Consider the following 18,632-nt stretch of genomic DNA (forward strand, 5'->3'; position numbering starts at 1 on the left):
TGCCAGGGTTTCCACAACTTCGGGCAAGGCATCGCCCGATTCCGGGAAAAACAGCGATTTGGGGTGCAAAATCAGGTTCTGGCCGCGTAGCGGCCGCCTGACGAATAACAACTCACGCCCAACCCGCTTTTGCCACGCTTGATGCCCCCAGAGTCCTTCCCTGCTTTTCTTGCCGACACAGGCCGGCATGCCAGGCACTGGCTGTTCGAGTCAGCCCTGCCCCTGTGGTGGGAGCGCGGCGCGGACCACGCAGGTGGCGGTTTCCATGAAAAGCTGGGCCAGGACGGCCAGCCCATCGGCAAGCCGGTGCGCGTGCGGGTGCAGGCGCGGCAGACCTATGTGTATGCCCGGGCCGGCGCCCTGGGCTGGAGCGGCCCCTGGCAGGCGGCCATGCGGCATGGGCTGTCCTTCATGCTCTCGCGTTACCCCCGGCCCGACGGCCTGTTCCGCAGCACGCTGGACACCCACGACGAAAGCATAGACCTCTACGACCAGGCCTTTGTGCTGTTCGCGCTGGCGCATGCCTATGAAGCCGAGGGCCGGCCGCCAGAATTACTGGACACCGCGCAGGTCCTGCTGCGGCAGATTGAAGCCGCGCTGGCGCTGAGCGAGGGCGGCTATTACGACGGCCTGCCGCGGCAGCCCATTCTCAAGTCCAACCCGCTCATGCATTTGCTCGAAGCCCTGCTGGCCTGGGTGGCCATGGGGGTGGAAGGCCGCTTCCGCGCGGCGGCCCTGGCGCTGTGCGAACTGGCGGCCACGCGCCTGATCAACCCGGCCAACGGCGCCATCGGCGAACTCTTCACCACCGGCTGGGCGCCGCTGGGCCAGCCCCAGGAGCGCCTGTATGAACCCGGCCACCAGTTTGAATGGGCTTACCTGTTGCTGCAGGCCGAGGGCCTGCTGGGCATCAAGGCACGCAGCGAAGCCATTGCGCTCGAAAACTTCGGCCGCTCCTTCGGCATAGACAGCGAGCGCCAGGTCGCGCTGTTTGCCGTCGATGAGGCGGGCAAGCCCACCGACCGCAGGGCGCGGCTGTGGGCGCAGACCGAAAGGCTCAGGACCTCGCTGCTGTTCGCCACCCAGGGCCTGGGCGATGCGGCCAGCACCCCGGCTTTCCAGGCCGCCGTGGCCGGCAGTTTCTCGGGCCTGATGCGTTTCCTGGCCACTGGCGTGCCAGGCTTGTGGCATGAGTGGCAGCGCGAGGACGGCGGTTTTGATCTCGCGCCCTCGCCGGCCTCCTCGCTTTACCATCTGATGACCGGCCTCGAAGGCCTGTCGGCCTTTGCTCCCCTGACGCCCGCGGCACACCGCGCGGGCATTGTTGAACGGACAATCACCGCATGAAGCATTTGTTGAATCTCCTGGCGGCGATCGCGCTGCTGGTCTGGGGCACCCACCTGGTACGCACCGGCATCCTGCGCGTCTTCGGCGCCAACCTGCGCCATGTGCTGGCCGTCAGCATCAGCAACCGGCTGGCCGCCGCGGTCTCGGGCATAGGCGTCACGGCACTGGTGCAGTCCAGCACCGCCACCTCGCTCATCGTCTCTTCCTTTGTCGGCCAGGGCCTGGTCACCTTGCCGCTGGCGCTGGCCGTGATGCTGGGCGCGGACATAGGCACCAGCCTGATGGCCGTGGTGTTCTCCTTCGACCTGTCCTGGCTGTCGCCGCTTTTTATCTTCGCCGGCGTGGTGCTGTTCATCTCGCGCCAGGACACCAATGTCGGCCGCGTGGGCCGCGTGTTGATAGGCCTGGGTCTGATGCTGCTGGCGCTGCGCCTGGTCACGGCCTCCACCGAGGTGCTGACCCAGGCGCCGGCCGTCAAGGCCTTGCTGGCCTCGCTGAGCAGCGACCTGCTGCTTGAAATCACCGCCGGCGCCTTCCTGGCCGTGGTCTCGTATTCCAGCCTGGCCATCGTGCTGCTCACGGCCACGCTGGCCGCCTCAGGCGTGATCCCTCTCGACGTGGCGCTGGGCCTGGTGCTGGGCGCCAACCTGGGCAGCGGCCTGCTGGCCGTGCTGACCACGCTGCGCTCGCCCGTGCAAGTGCGGCAGGTGCCGTTGGGCAACCTGGTGTTCAAGCTGCTGGGCATTGTGGTCGCCGCGCCTTTTGTGGGCTTGTGGATACGCCACGTGCGGCCCTACCTCGGCGAGGCCGCCACGGTGGTCGTGCTGTTCCACCTGGCCTTCAACATGCTGGTGGGCGCGGTCTTCATAGGCTGGACGCAGGTGATCGCGCGCTGGGTGGAAAAGCTGCTGCCCAAGCCCGAGAAAAACAAGGCCGGCGGGCGCCCGCACCACCTGGACCCTTCGGCCCTGGCCACACCCTCGCTGGCGATTTCCTGCGCCGCGCGCGAGGCGCTGCACCAGGCCGACGTGGTGGAGAGCATGCTTCTGGGCGTGCTGCAGGTCATACGCAACAACGACCTCAAGCTGGCCGAAGACCTGCGCAAGATGGACGACATCGTCGACGAGCTGTATTCCTCGATCAAGTACTACCTGACCAAGATCTCGCGCGAGGCCCTGGCCGAAGAAGAAAGCCGCCGCTGGACCGACATCATCAGCTTCACCATCAACATGGAGCAGATAGGCGACATCATCGAGCGCGTGCTGATCGACATCGAGGACAAAAAAATCAAGCCGGGCCGCAGTTTCTCGGAAGCCGGCATGGCCGAAATCGTCGAGCTGCACGAGCGCCTGGTCGACAACCTGCGCCTGGGCATGAGCGTGTTCCTGAACGGCACGGTGCGCGACGCGCAAAAACTGCTGGAAGAAAAAGCGCGTTTCCGCGACCTGGAGCGCGCCTACGCCACCACCCACCTGGGCCGGCTCTCGGCCAACACGGTGCAAAGCCTGGAAACCAGCTCGCTGCACATCGATTTGATCAGCGAACTCAAGCGCATCAACTCGCACATCTGCTCGATTGCCTACCCGATTCTTGACTCGGCCGGCGCGCTGGCGCCCAACCGGCTGCGCGCTTCCGCGCTCACGGACCAGACCTGAGCCGGCAGGGAAGGCCTCAGGCCAGGCCCATGGCGTCCGAGAGGATCAAGGCCGCCTCAGGCGTGAACTCGCCGCGCTGCATGGCGTCCAGCAATTCCGCGGCGTCCATCAAACGGAACTGCTCGACCTCGCCGTCCTGGTTGTCCGGCACCATGCCCTCGGGCACGGTGCAGACATACCAGTCTATGTCTTCCACCACGTAGCCCGCGCCCTTGCCGTCAGTGGACGGACGCCGCGCCATCAGCCGGCCGCCATAACGCATGGCCAGCAACTGCTTCACATGCAGGCCGGCCTCTTCCCAGGTCTCGCGCGTGAGCGCGGTTTCCACCGTGTCGGCAGCCGACACCATGCCCCCCATCAGCGTGTCCCACAGGCCCGGGTCGTTGGACTTGTTGAAGGCGCGCTGCTGCACCCAGAAGCGCCCGTCAGGCGACTGCCCCACCAAATGCACCGCCAGCGTGGTGATGCCCAGCGGCCGCACGGCCGCCCGCTCCACCGTGCCCTTGCGGTGGCCGAACTGGTCAGGCACCGCGAGCTGCTCATCGCGCCAGGCACCGGCCAGGCCAGCCTCGTGCAGCGCGACCGCGATCTTGTTCAAGCTGGTCGTGACGTCACCCATCACGCGCCAGCCCAGGGTTCCGGGGCGCTCTTCCTTGAGGAGGGGATGGTCGCCATCGGTCATGGTGTGCAGGGCGAGCTTGTGGAAGAAACCCGGTTCCACCGAACCGATCACGGATTCGCCGGCCCATAGCGGCACGCGCGGGTGCAAGGGTGGGACGATTGCGCCTGCTCGCAGGTCGCGCAACCAGTCTGGATTGTGGTTCGGGTTGGTCATGGTTTTTGAGGCTGTCAGTTTACTTCTTGGGTTTTGTTTTGGGGATGTGTTTTGCTTGGTTTTGCTGGCCGGGTCTCGCCCCGGCGGGCGAGGCACTTTTCTTTGCTTCGCCAAAGAAAAGTACCCAAAAGAAAGGCGACCCTGGTTCCTGCGTCCCTTCGCTTCGCTACGGGCAACCTGCGGTGCTCGGTCCAGCCGGGGTCAAAAACAACTCGCTTCGCTCAAACAAGTTTTTGCCCTTATCCGTCTGGCCCTGCGCTCCTCGGCGCATCCACAAGGGGGTGGGGACAGAAATACCAAACAGCCGAAAACCAATACCGAATACCTGAAGAAACAAGGACACGCCGTGGCGTGTCTTGTTTGTATTTGGAGCCCGGCTGTTTGGTATTTCGGACTTCCCCGTCCTGGCTGGGCCGAGGAGCGCAGAGACAAGCGGATAAGGGCTGGCGTTGTCTGAGCGAAGTGAAACGTAGCGAGTTTAGCCAGACCCCGCTTGGCTCGAGCACCGCAGGTTGCCCGTAGCGCAGCGGAGGGACCCAGACTGCGGGTCGCCTTTTCTTTGCTTACGTTCTTTTGGCGAAGCAAAAGAAAGTAAGTCGCCCGCCGGGGCGAGACCCGGCCAGCTGAACTAAGAAGAGGAAGGAGGAGAATGAGCGCGCTCAGCCGGAGCAAGACCCGACCTCATTCAGGCCTTATTAAAAACCCCATCCAACCTCTTATCCCACTTAACCCCAGGCAACACCTCCGCCAACTGCGAATCCCCAAACGCAAAGGCGCCACGAAGCACCTGGGCCAGCACGGCCCGATAGTCGTGGTGGGCCGGCAGGTCGCGGCCTTCATTAAGTTGGCCGAGACCCGTCCAAACCCCATGCCAGCGCCCGCCGGCAACCCGGTTCCCCATCAGCCACATGGCGTTCCCAAACCCGTGGTCGGTGCCGCGGGTGCCGTTTTCCGCGCTGGTGCGGCCGAACTCGCTCATCACCACGACCACGTCGCCGGGCTCCGCAAAATCCTGGCGCAGCTGCGCGATGCCGCGCGCAAGGTTGCCTAAGTTGTTGGCCAATTGGCCGGTGGCCGCACCCTGGTTGGCATGGGTGTCCCAGCCGCCGGCCGATAAAAAGCCCAGGCGCAGCTTGCGGTCGTTGCGCATCAGCGTGCCCAGGTGCTGCGCATCCAGCTGCAAGCCCACCGGGTCGGCCGCACCGTTGCTGGCGGCCAGCATTTGTGCGTTCAGGGCCTGCAGGTTGGCGGGCGTGCCGTCGCGGTCCAGCGTTCTGTCGGCCATGCGCCTGCTGTCCTGCGCCATCTTTTCGGCCCTGGCGCTTTTTTGTTCAGTCAATTCCTGCGCGCTCTGCATGCGGCTGCCCGCGCCCTGGCGAAAGGCTTCGCTGAGTTTGTCGTCGCCGCCATACAAATCCATCAGCGCCTGGCGGGTCTTGTCGTTGGCCAGCACGCCGGTGCGCTCGGCCGACTGGCCGCGCGGAATCAAACGCACGGCGGCGGCCTGGCCGGCCAGGATGGCGGGGTTGGCCTCGCCCACACCGAGCGCAACCGCGCCGCCCGCCCCGGCCCGGCCTATGCCCGCCGTGGTGTTGAGCCAGCCGGGCGCGCTGCTGGTCTTGCCGCTTTGCGCGATTTCCATCTGGTACTGCGCATCAAAGTGCGAACGGTTCGGCGCGGGCAGGCCGGCCGCGGGCACAAAACCGAGCACGCCTTGCTGCCACAGCGGCAGCAGCGGAGCGAGGGCTGGATGCAGGGCAAAGGTTTTGTCGAGCTTGATCGCGGTTTGCGCCGTGCCGTCGGGCGCGGCGATCGCGATGCTGGGGCGCAGCGCGTAGTAGTCCTTGTCCGCATAAGGCACAAAGGCCGACAGGCCGTCATAAGCGCCGCGCAAAAAAACCACCACCAGGCGCCCGTTGTTCAGGCCGGGCGCGGCTTGCGCCCACACGCCGGGCGCGGCCAGCGACAGGGCGGACAAGGCGCCCATACCAAGCAAGCTTCGGCGCTGCAGTGAATGTGGCGATGAAGAATTGTTCGAGCTCATGAAATCCCCGCTGCCGTTTTTATTTACGCATGAAATCAGGACTCGCCAGCATCAGGCCGGCGCGCATCTGCGCGGGCTCCTGGGCGATGCGCTCGCGCGTCGCGACGCTGAAAAAAGCATTGAGGTAGGCCGGCTCGGCCGTGCGCTGGGCCAGGCCCATGGCGTAGTCGGCGCGCCGCGTCAGCGCCTCGGGCGCGAGCCAGGTGTTGGCGTCGGTCTTGTAGCCGTCGGGCGTCTGCCAGCCGTGCATGGGCTGGCCGGCCTGCGCGAGAAAGCCCAGAGTCTGGCCTATGTCGCGCCTGTCCCTGACGCCGCCGGCTGCGGCGAGCGCCGAGCAGGCAAAGTCCAGCGGGGTCTTGAACAGCTGGTTGTCCTTGGCCCAGAACTCGGGCGATTCGATCAGGCTGCGCATCACCGCGCGCAGGTCGCCCTGGGTATCGGTAAACACAGCGGCCAGCCGGGCCACCAGCGCGGGCGGTGGTTTGTCGGCCACAAAAAAGCTCGCCAACCGGGTGGCGATGCGGCGTGCCGTCTCGGGCCGGCGCGCCAGGTAGCGTATGGCTTCCTCGCCCTCGGCCACGCTCCCGTTGCCGAAGGTGCGGCCCAGCAGGACCTTGCCGTCCTTGTCGTGCAGGCGCTCGGCAAAACGAAAGCCTTCGCCGTCCTTGAGGTTGACCGTCCAGCCGGTCAGGATGCGGGCCAGCTCGCGCACGTCTTTTTGCGTGTAGCCGCTGTTCACGCCCAGGGTGTGCAGCTCCATGAGCTCGCGCGCGTAGTTTTCATTGAGGCCGCGGCTGTTGCTTTGCGCCTGGTCCAGGTAAAACAGCATGGCCGGGTGTTTGGCGCTGGCCAGCAGCAGGTCTTCAAACCGGCCCAAGGCGTTCGCGCGTATCACGTTGATCTCATAGTGGCCGACAAAGGGGCGCACCGGGCCCTTGCCGACAAACACATTGAGGTGGTTGAACCAGAACTCGGTCATGCGCGCGAGCAGCGGGTTTTCGAGTGCGGGGTCGCTGCAGGACATCAGCCGCCAGGCGGCCGCGCCCTGGGCCATCTCGCGGCTGAATTTTTCATTGCCCGCTACCGCATCGGCGGCGGCTGCCATGCCGGGCTTGGGCGTCTGGCGCGCGTTGCGGCGCGTCTCGCGCTCGGCCTGGAAGCTGCGCGCGATGTCACCCAGCGGCGCGTTGATGCCCGCAAGTTCGGCCGGGAGGTTGGGCGGGCGCTTGCTCGCGGCATAGGCCGCGTCAAGCTGCTGCAGCGCCCAGGCGCGGGGCGAGGCGGCGGCCTGGGGCCAGGCCGGCGTGGGTGCATAACCCAGGCGCGAGGCCGCGCGCCAGGTGGCCGAAAGATTGGCCGTGGGGGGTATGGCTTCGGTTTGTCCTTCGGCCTGCGCCGCGGGGCCGGCCAGCAAGGCCGCCAGCAGTGCGGCCACGGGTTTCGCTGTGGGCATGTTTTTCTCCTGCGATCCCTTCTAACGCACACCCCCCGGCTTGCGTTGAATCCCCTCCCGCAGCTTTACACAGCCTAGGCCCAGAGGCCGGCCATTTCGCCCCGGTTTACAAAGTCAGAATGGTGCAGCCCGTGGTCTTGCGGGCTTCCAGCGCGCGGTGCGCCTCGGCCACATCGGCCAGGGCAAACCGCTGGTCAATAGGGATATGGACCTTGCCGCTGGTCACCATGGCAAACAGCTCGTCGGCCATTTCCTGCGTGACTTCACGTGTGGCGATGTGGGTGAACAGCGTGGGCCTTGACACATAGAGCGAACCCTTGGCCGCCAGCACACCTATGTCCAGCGGCGGCGTCTTGCCCGAGGCATTGCCGAAGTTGGCCAGCAGGCCGAAGGGGCGCAGGCAGTCCAGCGACTTCATGAAGGTGTCCTTGCCCACCGAGTCATACACCACCTTCACGCCCTTGCCGCCGGTGATGTCCTTGACGCGGGCCACAAAGTCCTCCTTCGTATAGTTGATCGCGAAGGCCGCGCCCTGCGACAAGGCCAGCGCGCATTTTTCGTCGGAGCCCGCCGTGCCTATGAGCTGCAGGCCCATGGCCTTGGCCCACTGGCAGGCGATCAGGCCCACGCCGCCGGCCGCCGCGTGGAACAGCACATAGTCGCCCGCCTGCAGGCCGCCCTGCGGCTGGGTGCGGCGCAGCAGGTACTGCGTGGTCAGGCCCTTGAGCATCATGGCCGCGCCGGTCTCGAAGGAGATCGCGTCGGACAGCTTGCACACGCACTTGGCCGGCATCACGCGCAGCTCGCAATAGCTGCCGGGCGGCTGGCTGGCATAGGCCGCGCGGTCGCCCACCTTGAGGTGGCTGACGCCCTCGCCCACGGCCTCGATGACACCCGAGGCCTCCATGCCCAGTTGCAGCGGCATGGCAAAGGGGTAGACGCCGCTGCGCTGGTAGACGTCGATGTAATTGAGGCCCACGGCCTTGTGGCGTATGCGTATCTCACCCGGGCCGGGCTCGCCCACCGTGACGTCCACCAGCCTGAGTTCTTCGGGGCCGCCGTGCTGGTTGATGTGGACGGCTTTGGAGGGGTATGAGGCCATGGGCGTGTTCCTTGCAAACGGGGAAAGTAAAAGCAAAATAAAGACAAAAAAGCGTGGCTGCCATGGTGCCATGAATCGAAATGGGCCGCTCGGGCCGAGGGTTGAATCCCAGCCGGACTACGGGCAAGGACAGCGCTTGCTAAAGTCGCCGCCATGACTCAGCGCCTGACTCCCGCCACCGCCTCGTTGCTGGTGCTTCCCCCCATGCTCTGGGCCGGCAATGCCGTGGTGGGCCGCCTGGTCACCGGCCTGGTGCCGCCCATGACGCTCAACTTCCTGCGCTGGGCCCTGGCCTTTGTGATCCTGCTGCCGCTGGCCTGGCGCCTGCTCAAGCCCGGCAGCAGCCTCTGGCCCCACTGGAAGCGCTTCGCCGTGCTGGGCCTGCTGGGCGTGGGCTGCTACAACGCGCTGCAATACCTGGCGCTCAAGACCTCGACACCGCTCAACGTCACGCTGGTGGCCTCCAGCGTGCCCATCTGGATGCTGGTGGTGGGCGCGCTGTGCTTCGGCCAGCCCGTGTCGCGGCGCCAGCTCGCCGGCGCCGTGCTGTCGATTGCCGGCGTGCTGGTGGTGCTCTCGCGCGGCCAATGGGAATTGTTGATGCAGGTGCAACTGGTGCCCGGCGACCTCTATGTGCTGCTGGCCACGCTGGCCTGGGCGTTTTACAGCTGGCTGCTGTCGCAACCCAGGGAGCCCAAAGAGATTCGCGGCGACTGGGCGGCTTTTTTGCTGGCGCAAATCGTGTTCGGCCTGGGCTGGTCGGGGGCTTTCGCCGCCGGTGAATGGGCGCTGACCGACGCGCACATCGCCTGGGGCTGGCCGCTGGCCGCGGCCCTGCTCTACGTGGCCATCGGGCCCGCGGTGATCGCCTACCGCTGCTGGGGCATGGGCGTGCAGCGCGTCGGGCCGGCCATCGCCGGTTTTTTCTCCAACCTCACGCCGCTGTTCGCCGCCCTGCTCTCGGCCGCCTTCCTCGGCGAGCTGCCGCATCTCTACCACGCGCTGGCCTTTGTGCTGATCGTGGGCGGCATCGTGGTGTCATCGCGGCGCTAAGCGGTTGCGGCAAAAAAAAAGCACGGAGAACAGCCCGTGCTGCTTTCCGTGCCCAATTTCCACCAACGGAAATTTTTGACTGCCGTACTCAAGCCTTGACCGGATGCTCCTTGACGCGGCTGACCAGCTGCGTCGGGTTCACAAAACGCAGCGCGATCAGCAGCCACAGCACCGTGATCGCCATGTAAATCATGGCCATGGCATCCACCGACTGCCCGGCGCGCACGCCCGCGGCGAAGACCGCGTAATACAGCGCAACCACCAGGGTCTGGGTGTCGGGGCCGGCCACCAGAAAGGTCAGCTCGAACATGGCCACCGTGCGCACCAGCACCAGCAGGCCGGCCGCCAGCACGCCGGGCGCCAGCAGCGGCACCAGGGTGTAGAGAAACATCTGCCGCGTATTGGCGCCGAAGACGCGCGCGGCCGATTCGATGTTGGTGTCCACCTGCTCGACGAAGGGCGTCATCACCAGGATCACAAAAGGCAGGGCCGGGATCATGTTGGCGATGATCACGCCCGGCAAGGTGCCGGCCAGGTGCAGCTGGTACATCACCGTGGCCAGCGGAATGCCGTAGGTGATGGGCGGCACCATGAGCGGCAGCAAAAACAGCAGGGTGAGCAGCTTCTTGCCGCGAAAGTCCTTGCGCGCCAGCGTGTAGGCGGCCGGCACGCCGATCAGCAGCGACAAAAAGACCACCGAGAACACCACCACCACGGTGACCACCAGCACATGGCTGAGCTGGAATTCCTTCCAGGCCGACACATACCAGGCCGTGGTGTAGGCCTCGGGCAGCCAGGTGCCCAGCCAGCGTGTGGCCACCGAATTGGTGGCGACCGCGAGGATCAGCAGGCCGACGTTGACCAGGAAAAAAGCAATGACCCCCCAGACCAGCGCGCGCCAGGCACGGTCGCGCAGCGGGTGGGGATGGTGTTGTGCCGCGGCGCTCATCCCTTGCCTCCGGTGACAGGGCCGCGGTAGAACAGCCGGCGCAGGCCCAGCGCGGCGGCAACGATGGCCAGCTGGGCCAGGCCCATGATCATGGCGACGGCCGAGGCCAGCGAGTAGTCGTACTGTTCAAAAGCCGCTTCGTAGGCCGCAATCGCAATCACGCGCGTGGTGCCGGCCGGCGAACCCAGCAGCACCGCCGAGGGAAAGACCGAGAAGGCCTGCACAAAACTCAGGCAGAAGGCCATGACCAGGCCCGGCGTGAGCAGCGGCAAATAAATGTAGCGAAAGCGGTTCCAGCCGTCGGCGCCCAGCGTGGCCGCGGCGCGCGGCAGCGCCGGGTCTATGCCGGTGATGTAGGAGAGGATCAGCAGGTAGGCAAACGGGAAACCGGTGATGACCAGCGAGATCAGCACACCCCAGTAGTTGTGCGTCAGGCGTATCGAGCCTTCATAGAGGTTCAGCCAGTGCAGCGCCTGCGCCAGCCAGCCGCGCGGGCCGAAGTAGGTCAGCATGCCCTCGGCGATCAACACCGTGCCCAGGGTCAGCGGCACCACCAGCAGGGTGGACAGCAGGCGCTGGTAAGGGCTTTTGACGCGGGTGGCGTAAGCAATGGCCAGCGCAAAGCCGACGTTGATCAGCGTGGCCGGCAACGCCAGCTGCATGGTGTTGCCTATGGTCTGCCACAGGTCGCGTGTCTGGAAAAAATGGATGTAGTTCTGCAGCACCCCGCCCTGCGCCGGCTGGAAGGACAGCAGCAGGCCGTAGGCAAAGGGGTAGACAAAAAACATGACCATCACCGCGGCCGCCGGCGCAACCAGCATCACGGCCGGGTCCAGCGGCGGCCGCGCATGCTGGGCGGCGGGGGTTGGCGTGGCGAGCCCGGCCATCTCAGGACTCTCCCGCATAGACCAGCACCCGATCGGGCGCAGCGGCCAGCATCACGCTGTCACCCGGCGTGACGGCGCGCGACGAACGCACATAGAGCAGGTCCTCAAAAGCCGTCCTGACCTGCAGCAGCCATTCACGGCCGCCGTATTCCGCGGTTTCCACCGTGCCGGGGAAAGCATGTTCGCCTTCGGCAATCGCGATCTCGTCGGGCCGCACAGCCACCATCACGTTGGCGCCCGCGGCCAGGGCCTGCATGGCCGTGCCCGCCAGGCGCACGCCGCCCGCGCCTTCAACCGTGACGCTGGCGCCGTCGGAGCGCAGCACCCGGGCCGGCAGCACATTGCGGTAGCCCATGAAGCGTGCCACATCCAGCGTGGCCGGCCGCGCGAACACCTCCTGGGGCGTGCCGACCTGCTGCACCACCCCGAGCTTCATCACCACCACGCGGTCGGCCATGGCCAGCGCCTCGTCCTGGTCATGCGTCACGTAGATGGTGGAGCAACCCTGGGCGCGGTGTATGCGGCGTATCTCCGAACGCATTTCAATGCGCAGCTTGGCGTCCAGGTTGGACAGCGGCTCGTCCATCAGGATCAGCGGCGGCTCGATGACGATGGCGCGCGCGATCGCCACGCGCTGCTGCTGGCCGCCCGAGAGCTGGCCGGGCAGCTTGTCGGCATGGCCTTGCAGCTGCACGGTGTCCAGCGCCGCGGCCACACGTTTGTCGATCTCGGCCGCCGGCACGCCGCGCATCTTCAGGCCGAAGCCCACATTGCGGCTGACAGTGAGGTGGGGGAACAGCGCGTAGTTCTGGAACACCATGCCGAAGCCGCGTTTTTCCGGCGGCAGCGTGTCTATGCGCTGCTGGTCCAGCCAGATGCTGCCGCCCGACAGCGGCAGCAGGCCCGCCATGCAGTTGAGCGCGGTGGACTTGCCGCAGCCAGAAGGGCCCAGCAGCGCGATGAACTCACCGCGCTCTATGGTCAGCGACAGCTGGTCCAGCGCGTTGGCCCCGCCGAACTGGCGGCTCACCCCCTCCAGGCGCAGCTGCTTGAACTCGTTTTTTTCCACGGGCCGTCCCGTGGTGTTTGGCATCACCATGTCGAAAACCTTTTGTTATATCTACTCCCTCTCCCCCTGGGAGAGGGTTGGGGTGAGGGCCAGCGGCGGCAATAACACCACGCTTTCGTGCACAGGCCGCGGCCCTCACCCCCGCCCTCTCCCAGAGGGAGAGGGAGCAATATCCTTTTATTTGCCTTTACCCGAGCCGATTTCCTGATCCCACTTCTTGAAAGCGGCAACCATGGCCTTGTCATCCAGCGGCTGGGTGTGCGGCTGCTTGGCGATCCAGTCGGCATACTCAGGGCGGCCGTATTCCTTGATGATGTCCTGGCTCTTTTGCGGCGCCGCGCTCAGCGGCACGTTCTTCACGGCCGGGCCGGGGTAGAAGTAGCCGGAGTCATAGGTGAGCGCCTGCTGTTCGGGCTTGAGCAGGTAGGCCATCAGCTCCATCACGGCCGCCTGGCGGGCGGGCGGCAAGCCCTTGGGCACGGCCATGTAGTGGGCGTCGTTGATCCAGGTGAAGCCATTGAGCGCCGCCACCTTGAACTGCTTGGGCACCACGCCCAGCGCGCGCGGGTTGATGTCCCAGCCGGTCACGGTGACCGTCATATCGCGCGAGCCTTCGCCGAGTTCCTTCATGACAGCGCCGGTGCCCGTGGGGTAGTACTCGATGCAGCTGTTGAGTTCCTTCAGGTAAGCCCAGGTTTTGTCCCAGCCGGCCAGCGGTTCCTTGGGGTCCTTGTCGCCCAGCAGGTAGGGCAGGCCCATCAAAAAGGTGCGGCCCGGGCCCGAGTTGGCGGGGCGCGCGTAAATCAGCTTGTTGGGGTTGGCCTTGCACCAGGCCAGCAGTTCGGCCGGCGTCTTGGGCGGCGCCTTGACCTTGTCGGGGTTGTACTCAAGCAGCGGGCCCGCGGGCATATAAGTCACCATGACGGCCTGGCCGTTGGCCAGGTCCTGCATCTTGCGGGCGCTGGGCAGGTAGTTGTCCATCAGGTTGGGAAACTTGGCGGCATGCGCGGGCAGCATGGGCTCCCAGAGGTTCAGCGCCATGCCGGCGGCCAGCGCATCGGTGCCGGTCAGCACCAGGTCGATGTCGGTGCGGCCTGCCGCCTGCATGGCGCGGATTTTTCCGGGCAGCTCGGGCGCGGGCGCCTTGGTGAAGGTGATGCGCGAGACCAGGTTGGGGTTTTTCGCCGCGAAACTCTCCAGCGCCTCCTGCGTGAGCGCCAGGTTGCCGGCCACGTCAACGACGTTGAGCGTCACGGGCTCCGCATGGGCCGCGCCCGCGAGCGCTGCCAGGATACCGGCGGCCCGCAGGCCCCCTCCCAGGCGGGACATCAAATGTTTGAACTTCGTCATGGTCTTGTCTCCTTCGTTGTTGCTGTGGACTGAAAACACGAGGCTCGTGGCGGCCTCTTAAAAACGCGGGCTGGCGCCGGAAAACCCCGGCTGGTACTTGCGCATCTGCGCCAGGTCGTTGCGGTTGCGTATGCCGCAAGCCAGGTACTGCTGGTGCAGTTCGACCAGTTTGGCCGGGTCGAGTTCCACACCCAGGCCCGGGGCTGTCGGCACCCTGACGGCCCCCTGCTCAAATTTGATGCGGCCGCCCTTGATGACTTCTTCCTCCTGCCACGGATAGTGCGTGTCGCAGGCGTAGGTCAGGTTGGGAATGGCCGCCGCCGCATGCGTCATGGCCATCAGGCTGATGCCCAGGTGAGAATTTGAGTGCATGGACATGCCCATGCCGAAGACTTCGCACATGCGCGCCAGCGAGGCCGTGGCACGTAAGCCGCCCCAGTAATGGTGATCGGACAGCAAAATTTTCACCGCATGCGTGGAGGCATTGCGCTTGAACTCCTCCATCGTGGTGACGCACATATTGGTCGCCAGCGGCATGCGGCAGTGCCGGGCCAGCTCGGCCATGGCCTCTTGGCCGGGTGCCGGGTCTTCGTAATATTCCAGCAAGTCGTCGAGTTCTTTTGCGGCGGCGATGCTGGTCTCCAGCGTCCAGTTGGCATTCGGGTCCAGCCGCAAGGGCACACCGGGGAAGGCTTTGGACAGCGCCTTCATGGCCGCGATTTCTTCAGCCGGCGGGAACACGCCGCCCTTGAGCTTGATGCTCTTGAAGCCGTAAAGGCTCACCATGCGCTGCGCTTGCTTCACAACCTGCTCGGGCGTGACGGCTTCGCCCCAGGCGTCAGGTGCATAAGGCCTGTCAGCGTGCTCCGCGTATTTGTAGAACAGATAGGCGCTGTAAGGCACTTCCGCGCGCACGGCACCGCCCAGCAAGTCGCACACGGGCATGCCCAGGATCTGCCCTTGCAGGTCGAGCATGGCGACTTCCATCGCACTGATGACCTTGTCGGCATTTTTGGCGGTGTGCGAGCCCGGCGCAAGCTCGAACTGCACGCTGCCGTCGGCGGCGTGTCCGGGCTTGATGGCTGCGCGTACGCGCTCTTCCATGGCGTTCAGCTCAAACGGGGACAGGCCGAGGATCAAGGTACGGGCCTGCTCCAGCACTTTCACCATGGGCTCGTCGCCGTAGGTTTCAGAGATGCCAAGGCGTCCGTCCGAAGTTTCCAGCTCGACAATGCTGCGCAGGGCCCAGGGCTCGTGGATACCGCTGGCATTGAGCAGCGGCGCATCGCGAAACGCGATGGGCGTGATTCGAACTGCGCTGATTTTGATATCTTTCATCCGTCCCACCACTATTCAGCCTTGATTCCGGCAATCTTGATGACCCGCGTCCAGCGGTCCAGCTCCCGTGCCACGAACCGCGTGTATTCCGCACTGCCCTGGGCCGGCACCACAAAACCGTTGGCCTCCATCCGCGCGCGGATGGCGGGGGACTGCATCGCCTGGACGGCGGCGGCTTCTATTTTGTCCACAATGGGCTTGGGCGTGCCTTTGGGGAGCGACAGGCCTGACCATGACAAGGCGGAGAAACCGGGGTAGCCCGATTCGTGAATGGTGGGCACGTCCGGATACAGGGGATTGCGCGCCAGGCTGGTCACAGCCAGGGCCCGGAGCTTGCCCGCCTTGATATGCGGCAGCGCCACGTCCTGGTTGATGAACATGAAGGGAATCTGTCCGCCGAGAAGGTCCGTCATCATGGGGCCGCCGCCCCGGTAGGGAATGCCCACCATGAACAGGGGCTTGCAGTTTTCTTTTTTCACGCCCGAGCAGGTGCCAACGGTTTGCTTGAGCAGCTCCATGGCCATGTGACCGGAGGCCGCAGGGACATAGCCATAGCTCAGTTTTCCGGGATTCGCTTTCCCGTAGGTGATGAGCTCCTGGAAGGTGGTGAAAGGCGTAGAGGGATGGACCACCAGCACGTTGGGCCCCGAGTGGACTTGCGTGATGTGGACGAAGTCCTTGAGGGAGTCGTAGCCGAGCTTGGGGTTGAGGCCGTGCGCCACCGCATTCTGGCCGACACCAGTTTGTATCAGCGTATAGCCATCGGGCGCCGCTCTGGCGCCCTTCTCCGTGCCGATGACCCCGCCGGCGCCCCCGAGGTTCTCAACGACCACGGGCTGCTTCAGGGCTTTGGTCAATTCATCCGCAATCATGCGTCCCATTACGTCGCTGGTGCCGCCCGCGGGAAACGGAACAATGAGCTTGATCGCCCTCGTCGGGTAGTCGGTCTGGGCCTGAACCGGAAGGGCCAGCAGGCCGGCGGCTGCAGCCACGCACACAAGCGCGGCGCAAAGCACTTTCCTGGTTGTTTCTTTTCCAGCCCGGGTCAGGCCATCGCGGCCCCGGTACCGGCAATGGTTTTGAGAAAGCTCCGGCGCGCGCATAGTGACTTGACTCATGCTTGTCTCCTTTTTTATTTGCCGACGGCGAGGTCGGCGGCCTGCATTGAATTCGAAAAACAAGGGCTGGGGCCGTGTGACAACAGGAAATCAAATCTACTGCGGTCTCAACCAATTTGTTAGCGCTAACAAATTAATGGTAGAGTAAGGGCCAGCCTTGCGTCAAGTCAGGCACTGGCTCTTTTTACTATGAGAAACCCTAGGTCTCGCACCCGTGCGCCGACGTCGCGATTTTCAGCGACGTCGAGGATGAACCGGGCCGCCTGACGGCCTATGGATGTGCCGTCGATACGCACCGTGCTCAGGGACGGATGGGTAAAAGCAGCAAACGGGAGGTCGCCAAAACCCATGACCGCCACATCACCCGGAATGGACAGGCCCAACGCCTGGGCCTCGGTGATGACGCCGTGGGCAATGACATCGGAGCCACAAAAAACCACATCAATATCAGGATGACGCGCGCGCAGGTCGGCGAAACCGGCTCTGCCGTTGGCCAGCGATGAAGGCGCAGGCACGGTGCAGACCGGGATGCCATGCACGCCCAGCTCGGCCAGCCGCGCCTCAAACCCGGCGCGGCGGCGCAAGGCGCGCTGGTCTTCCGCGATGACCACGCCGGGCCGGCGAAAGCCCTGGCCGTACAGGTAGTCGGCTACCGCCGCACCGACTTTCTCGTGGGAAAACCCCACGATCATGTCGATGGGCGTTGGCGTGATGTCCCAGGTCTCGACGATGGGAATGCCCGAGGCCAGCAGGCGCTTGCGCCCTTCGGGTGAATGCATGATGCCGGTCAGCACGATGCCGTCGGGCCGCCGGCCCACGATGGCGTCTATCAGCGCGTCCTCGCGCGCGCCGCTGTAGCCGCTTTGCCCCAGGATCAGCTGGCAGCCGGCCTCGGCCAGCGCATCGGTCAGCGCCTGTATGGTTTCCAGGAACACCGGGCCGGCGATGGTGGGCACCAGGGCCGCGACCAGCCGGCTGCGGTTGGAGGCCAGGCCGCCGGCGACCAGGTTGGGCACATAGCCGCTGCGCGAAATCGCGCCGCGCACGCGCTCCAGGGTTTCGGGCGAGACCGCCGCCGGCGTGTTGAGCGCGCGCGACACCGTGATGGCCGACACGCCGGCCAGGCTGGCCACGTCGCTCAGGGTGATGCCGCCGGTTCCGGGGCGCGGGGCGCGCTTGGCCTTGCGCAGCGTCTCAGAGGGTGATTTCATGCCCAGATGTTAACGCTAACTTGGCACCCATCGTACTCAATCCAGGCCGAACTGTTGCCGGAAGGCCTCGCAAAAGCCGGCGCTGCCGCTCAGCGTCAGGGTCAGGGTGTGCCGGGCCTTGCCGGGTGCGCCAGGCTGCACCGCCAGTCGCCCCGCCGCCTCGTCATACAGCAGCGCCTCGGGCGCCGTCAGCTCGCGCATGCCGTGCAGGTTGTAGTCCCAGTCAAAGCCATCCTCGAGCGGGCCGCGCCGGCCCGGGAATTCCGCATGGGCCCAGGCCAGCACCCGCACGACCTCGGCATGCACGGAGGGCACCTGCTCGGGCCAGGTGGAGGCCATGGCCTCCAGCGTGCCCGCGCCCTCATCGCCTTCCGCGTAATCGAAGTGGAGGTAGTCCAGGCTCAACACGGAGCTCAGTAGGTACCTGGATAGGCCCCGCCGTCGGCCAGCACGTTCTGCCCCGTCATATAGGCGGCATGCGTGCTGCAGAGGAAGGCGCAAATGCCGCCGAACTCCTCGGGCGTGCCGAAGCGCTGGGCCGGGATGTTCTTGCGGCGCGCATCCATGACGGCTTCCAGCGGCTGGCCGCTTTTTTGCGCGGCGCCGCTCATGGTGCCGCGCAGGCGGTCGGTGTCAAAAGCGCCGGGCAGCAGGTTGTTGATGGTCACGCCCTGGGCCGCGAGCTTGCTGCGCGCCACGCCGGCCACAAAGCCGGTCAGGCCGCTGCGCGCGCCGTTGGACAGGCCCAGCACGTCGATGGGTGACTTGACCGAGCTCGAGGTGATGTTGACGATGCGGCCGAAGCCGCGCGCGGCCATGCCGTCGACCGTGGCCTTGATCAGTTCGATGGGGGTCAGCATGTTGGCATCCACCGCCTTGATCCAGGCATCGCGGTCCCAGTCGCGGAAGTCGCCGGGCGGCGGGCCGCCGGCATTGGTCACGACGATGTCGAAGTCCTTGCGCACCGCGAACACGGCCGCGCGGCCTTGCACGGTGGTGATGTCGGCGGCAACATATTGAACGCTGGTGCCGGCGGGTTTGGCCTTGTCCGCCGTGAGTTTTTCAGCGGCGGCCTTCAGCGTGTCCTCGCCGCGCGCCACGATCAGCACATGCACGCCTTCGCGCACCAGCGCCTGCGCGCAACCCAGGCCCAAACCTTTGCTGGCGCCGCAGACCAGCGCCCATTTGCCTGCAATACCCAAATCCATAATAATTCCTCAT

16 protein-coding genes are annotated in these 18,632 nt (G+C 65.5%); 3 read left to right on the forward strand and 13 right to left on the reverse strand.

The annotated features are described in order from the left end of the window. Positions 1-141: 141 nt before the first annotated feature. Together AC1D09_RS14055 and AC1D09_RS14060 are read left to right on the forward strand one after the other, a co-directional pair. The gene (locus AC1D09_RS14055; RefSeq protein WP_477661285.1) at positions 142-1,347 is read left to right on the forward strand and encodes an AGE family epimerase/isomerase; all 1,206 of its coding nucleotides are present in this window, start codon (positions 142-144) and stop codon (positions 1,345-1,347) included. Beyond that, positions 1,344-3,002, forward strand: a complete 1,659-nt coding sequence (locus AC1D09_RS14060) for a Na/Pi cotransporter family protein (RefSeq protein WP_477661286.1) — start codon at positions 1,344-1,346, stop codon at positions 3,000-3,002. Before AC1D09_RS14055 ends, AC1D09_RS14060 begins: the two co-directional genes overlap by 4 nt. 16 nt (positions 3,003-3,018) lie before the next feature. Here the strand turns inward: AC1D09_RS14060 and AC1D09_RS14065 are convergent, their stop codons facing one another. The 4 genes from AC1D09_RS14065 to AC1D09_RS14080 form a co-directional block, all read right to left on the reverse strand. After that, complete coding sequence (locus tag AC1D09_RS14065; RefSeq protein ID WP_477661287.1) at positions 3,019-3,837, reverse strand: NUDIX hydrolase; 819 nt, start codon at positions 3,835-3,837, stop codon at positions 3,019-3,021. A 685-nt stretch (positions 3,838-4,522) separates the two neighbouring features. After that, positions 4,523-5,824, reverse strand: a complete 1,302-nt coding sequence (locus AC1D09_RS14070; RefSeq protein ID WP_477661288.1) for a DUF1501 domain-containing protein — start codon at positions 5,822-5,824, stop codon at positions 4,523-4,525. Between the two features lie 76 nt (positions 5,825-5,900). Beyond that, positions 5,901-7,334 (reverse strand): DUF1800 domain-containing protein, encoded by a 1,434-nt coding sequence (locus tag AC1D09_RS14075; RefSeq protein WP_477661289.1) that lies wholly within the window; start codon positions 7,332-7,334, stop codon positions 5,901-5,903. A 106-nt stretch (positions 7,335-7,440) separates the two neighbouring features. Continuing rightward, the gene (locus AC1D09_RS14080) at positions 7,441-8,436 is read right to left on the reverse strand and encodes a quinone oxidoreductase family protein (RefSeq protein ID WP_477701101.1); all 996 of its coding nucleotides are present in this window, start codon (positions 8,434-8,436) and stop codon (positions 7,441-7,443) included. Between the two features lie 153 nt (positions 8,437-8,589). Between AC1D09_RS14080 and AC1D09_RS14085 the strand changes: the two genes are divergently transcribed. Beyond that, the gene (locus AC1D09_RS14085) at positions 8,590-9,489 is read left to right on the forward strand and encodes a DMT family transporter (RefSeq protein ID WP_477661291.1); all 900 of its coding nucleotides are present in this window, start codon (positions 8,590-8,592) and stop codon (positions 9,487-9,489) included. 88 nt (positions 9,490-9,577) lie between these two features. Here the strand turns inward: AC1D09_RS14085 and AC1D09_RS14090 are convergent, their stop codons facing one another. The 9 genes from AC1D09_RS14090 to AC1D09_RS14130 all read right to left on the reverse strand — a co-directional run bounded on the left by AC1D09_RS14090 (position 9,578) and on the right by AC1D09_RS14130 (position 18,619). Continuing rightward, positions 9,578-10,438: an ABC transporter permease gene (locus AC1D09_RS14090; protein ID WP_477661292.1), complete on the reverse strand. Its 861-nt coding sequence runs from the start codon at positions 10,436-10,438 to the stop codon at positions 9,578-9,580. Continuing rightward, positions 10,435-11,325 carry an ABC transporter permease gene (locus AC1D09_RS14095; RefSeq protein WP_477661293.1) on the reverse strand — a complete coding sequence of 297 codons (891 nt, stop codon included), beginning with the start codon at positions 11,323-11,325 and terminating at the stop codon, positions 10,435-10,437. Before AC1D09_RS14095 ends, AC1D09_RS14090 begins: the two co-directional genes overlap by 4 nt. A gap of 1 nt (position 11,326) precedes the next feature. Continuing rightward, complete coding sequence (locus AC1D09_RS14100; RefSeq protein ID WP_477661294.1) at positions 11,327-12,424, reverse strand: ABC transporter ATP-binding protein; 1,098 nt, start codon at positions 12,422-12,424, stop codon at positions 11,327-11,329. 147 nt (positions 12,425-12,571) lie between these two features. Next, positions 12,572-13,723, reverse strand: a complete 1,152-nt coding sequence (locus AC1D09_RS14105; protein WP_477661331.1) for an ABC transporter substrate-binding protein — start codon at positions 13,721-13,723, stop codon at positions 12,572-12,574. A 78-nt stretch (positions 13,724-13,801) separates the two neighbouring features. Further along, entirely contained in the window at positions 13,802-15,082 is a 1,281-nt protein-coding gene (locus AC1D09_RS14110; RefSeq protein ID WP_477661295.1) for a glucarate dehydratase family protein, read from the reverse strand. Positions 15,083-15,093: 11 nt separating this feature from the next. Next, entirely contained in the window at positions 15,094-16,200 is a 1,107-nt protein-coding gene (locus AC1D09_RS14115; protein WP_477661296.1) for a Bug family tripartite tricarboxylate transporter substrate binding protein, read from the reverse strand. Between the two features lie 167 nt (positions 16,201-16,367). Next, on the reverse strand, positions 16,368-17,411 hold the full coding sequence (locus AC1D09_RS14120) for a LacI family DNA-binding transcriptional regulator (RefSeq protein ID WP_477661297.1): 1,044 nt from the start codon (positions 17,409-17,411) through the stop codon (positions 16,368-16,370). A 36-nt stretch (positions 17,412-17,447) separates the two neighbouring features. Then, entirely contained in the window at positions 17,448-17,816 is a 369-nt protein-coding gene (locus AC1D09_RS14125; protein WP_477661298.1) for a hypothetical protein, read from the reverse strand. A gap of 8 nt (positions 17,817-17,824) precedes the next feature. After that, on the reverse strand, positions 17,825-18,619 hold the full coding sequence (locus AC1D09_RS14130) for an SDR family oxidoreductase (protein ID WP_477661299.1): 795 nt from the start codon (positions 18,617-18,619) through the stop codon (positions 17,825-17,827). Between the last annotated feature and the right edge of the window lie 13 nt (positions 18,620-18,632).

This window comes from Polaromonas sp. P1_A2 (genome assembly GCF_056406895.1).

Coding starts and splice junctions, on each gene's coding strand:
- AC1D09_RS14085 (WP_477661291.1), top strand. CDS start 8,590: ATGACTCAGCGCCTGACTCCCGCCACCGCCTCGTTGCTGGTGCTTCCC.
- AC1D09_RS14075 (WP_477661289.1), bottom strand. CDS start 7,334: ATGCCCACAGCGAAACCCGTGGCCGCACTGCTGGCGGCCTTGCTGGCC.
- AC1D09_RS14115 (WP_477661296.1), bottom strand. CDS start 16,200: ATGAGTCAAGTCACTATGCGCGCGCCGGAGCTTTCTCAAAACCATTGC.
- AC1D09_RS14120 (WP_477661297.1), bottom strand. CDS start 17,411: ATGAAATCACCCTCTGAGACGCTGCGCAAGGCCAAGCGCGCCCCGCGC.
- AC1D09_RS14105 (WP_477661331.1), bottom strand. CDS start 13,723: ATGTCCCGCCTGGGAGGGGGCCTGCGGGCCGCCGGTATCCTGGCAGCG.
- AC1D09_RS14060 (WP_477661286.1), top strand. CDS start 1,344: ATGAAGCATTTGTTGAATCTCCTGGCGGCGATCGCGCTGCTGGTCTGG.
- AC1D09_RS14055 (WP_477661285.1), top strand. CDS start 142: ATGCCCCCAGAGTCCTTCCCTGCTTTTCTTGCCGACACAGGCCGGCAT.
- AC1D09_RS14130 (WP_477661299.1), bottom strand. CDS start 18,619: ATGGATTTGGGTATTGCAGGCAAATGGGCGCTGGTCTGCGGCGCCAGC.
- AC1D09_RS14110 (WP_477661295.1), bottom strand. CDS start 15,082: ATGAAAGATATCAAAATCAGCGCAGTTCGAATCACGCCCATCGCGTTT.
- AC1D09_RS14065 (WP_477661287.1), bottom strand. CDS start 3,837: ATGACCAACCCGAACCACAATCCAGACTGGTTGCGCGACCTGCGAGCA.
- AC1D09_RS14080 (WP_477701101.1), bottom strand. CDS start 8,436: ATGGCCTCATACCCCTCCAAAGCCGTCCACATCAACCAGCACGGCGGC.
- AC1D09_RS14070 (WP_477661288.1), bottom strand. CDS start 5,824: ATGGGCGCCTTGTCCGCCCTGTCGCTGGCCGCGCCCGGCGTGTGGGCG.
- AC1D09_RS14100 (WP_477661294.1), bottom strand. CDS start 12,424: ATGGTGATGCCAAACACCACGGGACGGCCCGTGGAAAAAAACGAGTTC.
- AC1D09_RS14095 (WP_477661293.1), bottom strand. CDS start 11,325: ATGGCCGGGCTCGCCACGCCAACCCCCGCCGCCCAGCATGCGCGGCCG.
- AC1D09_RS14090 (WP_477661292.1), bottom strand. CDS start 10,438: ATGAGCGCCGCGGCACAACACCATCCCCACCCGCTGCGCGACCGTGCC.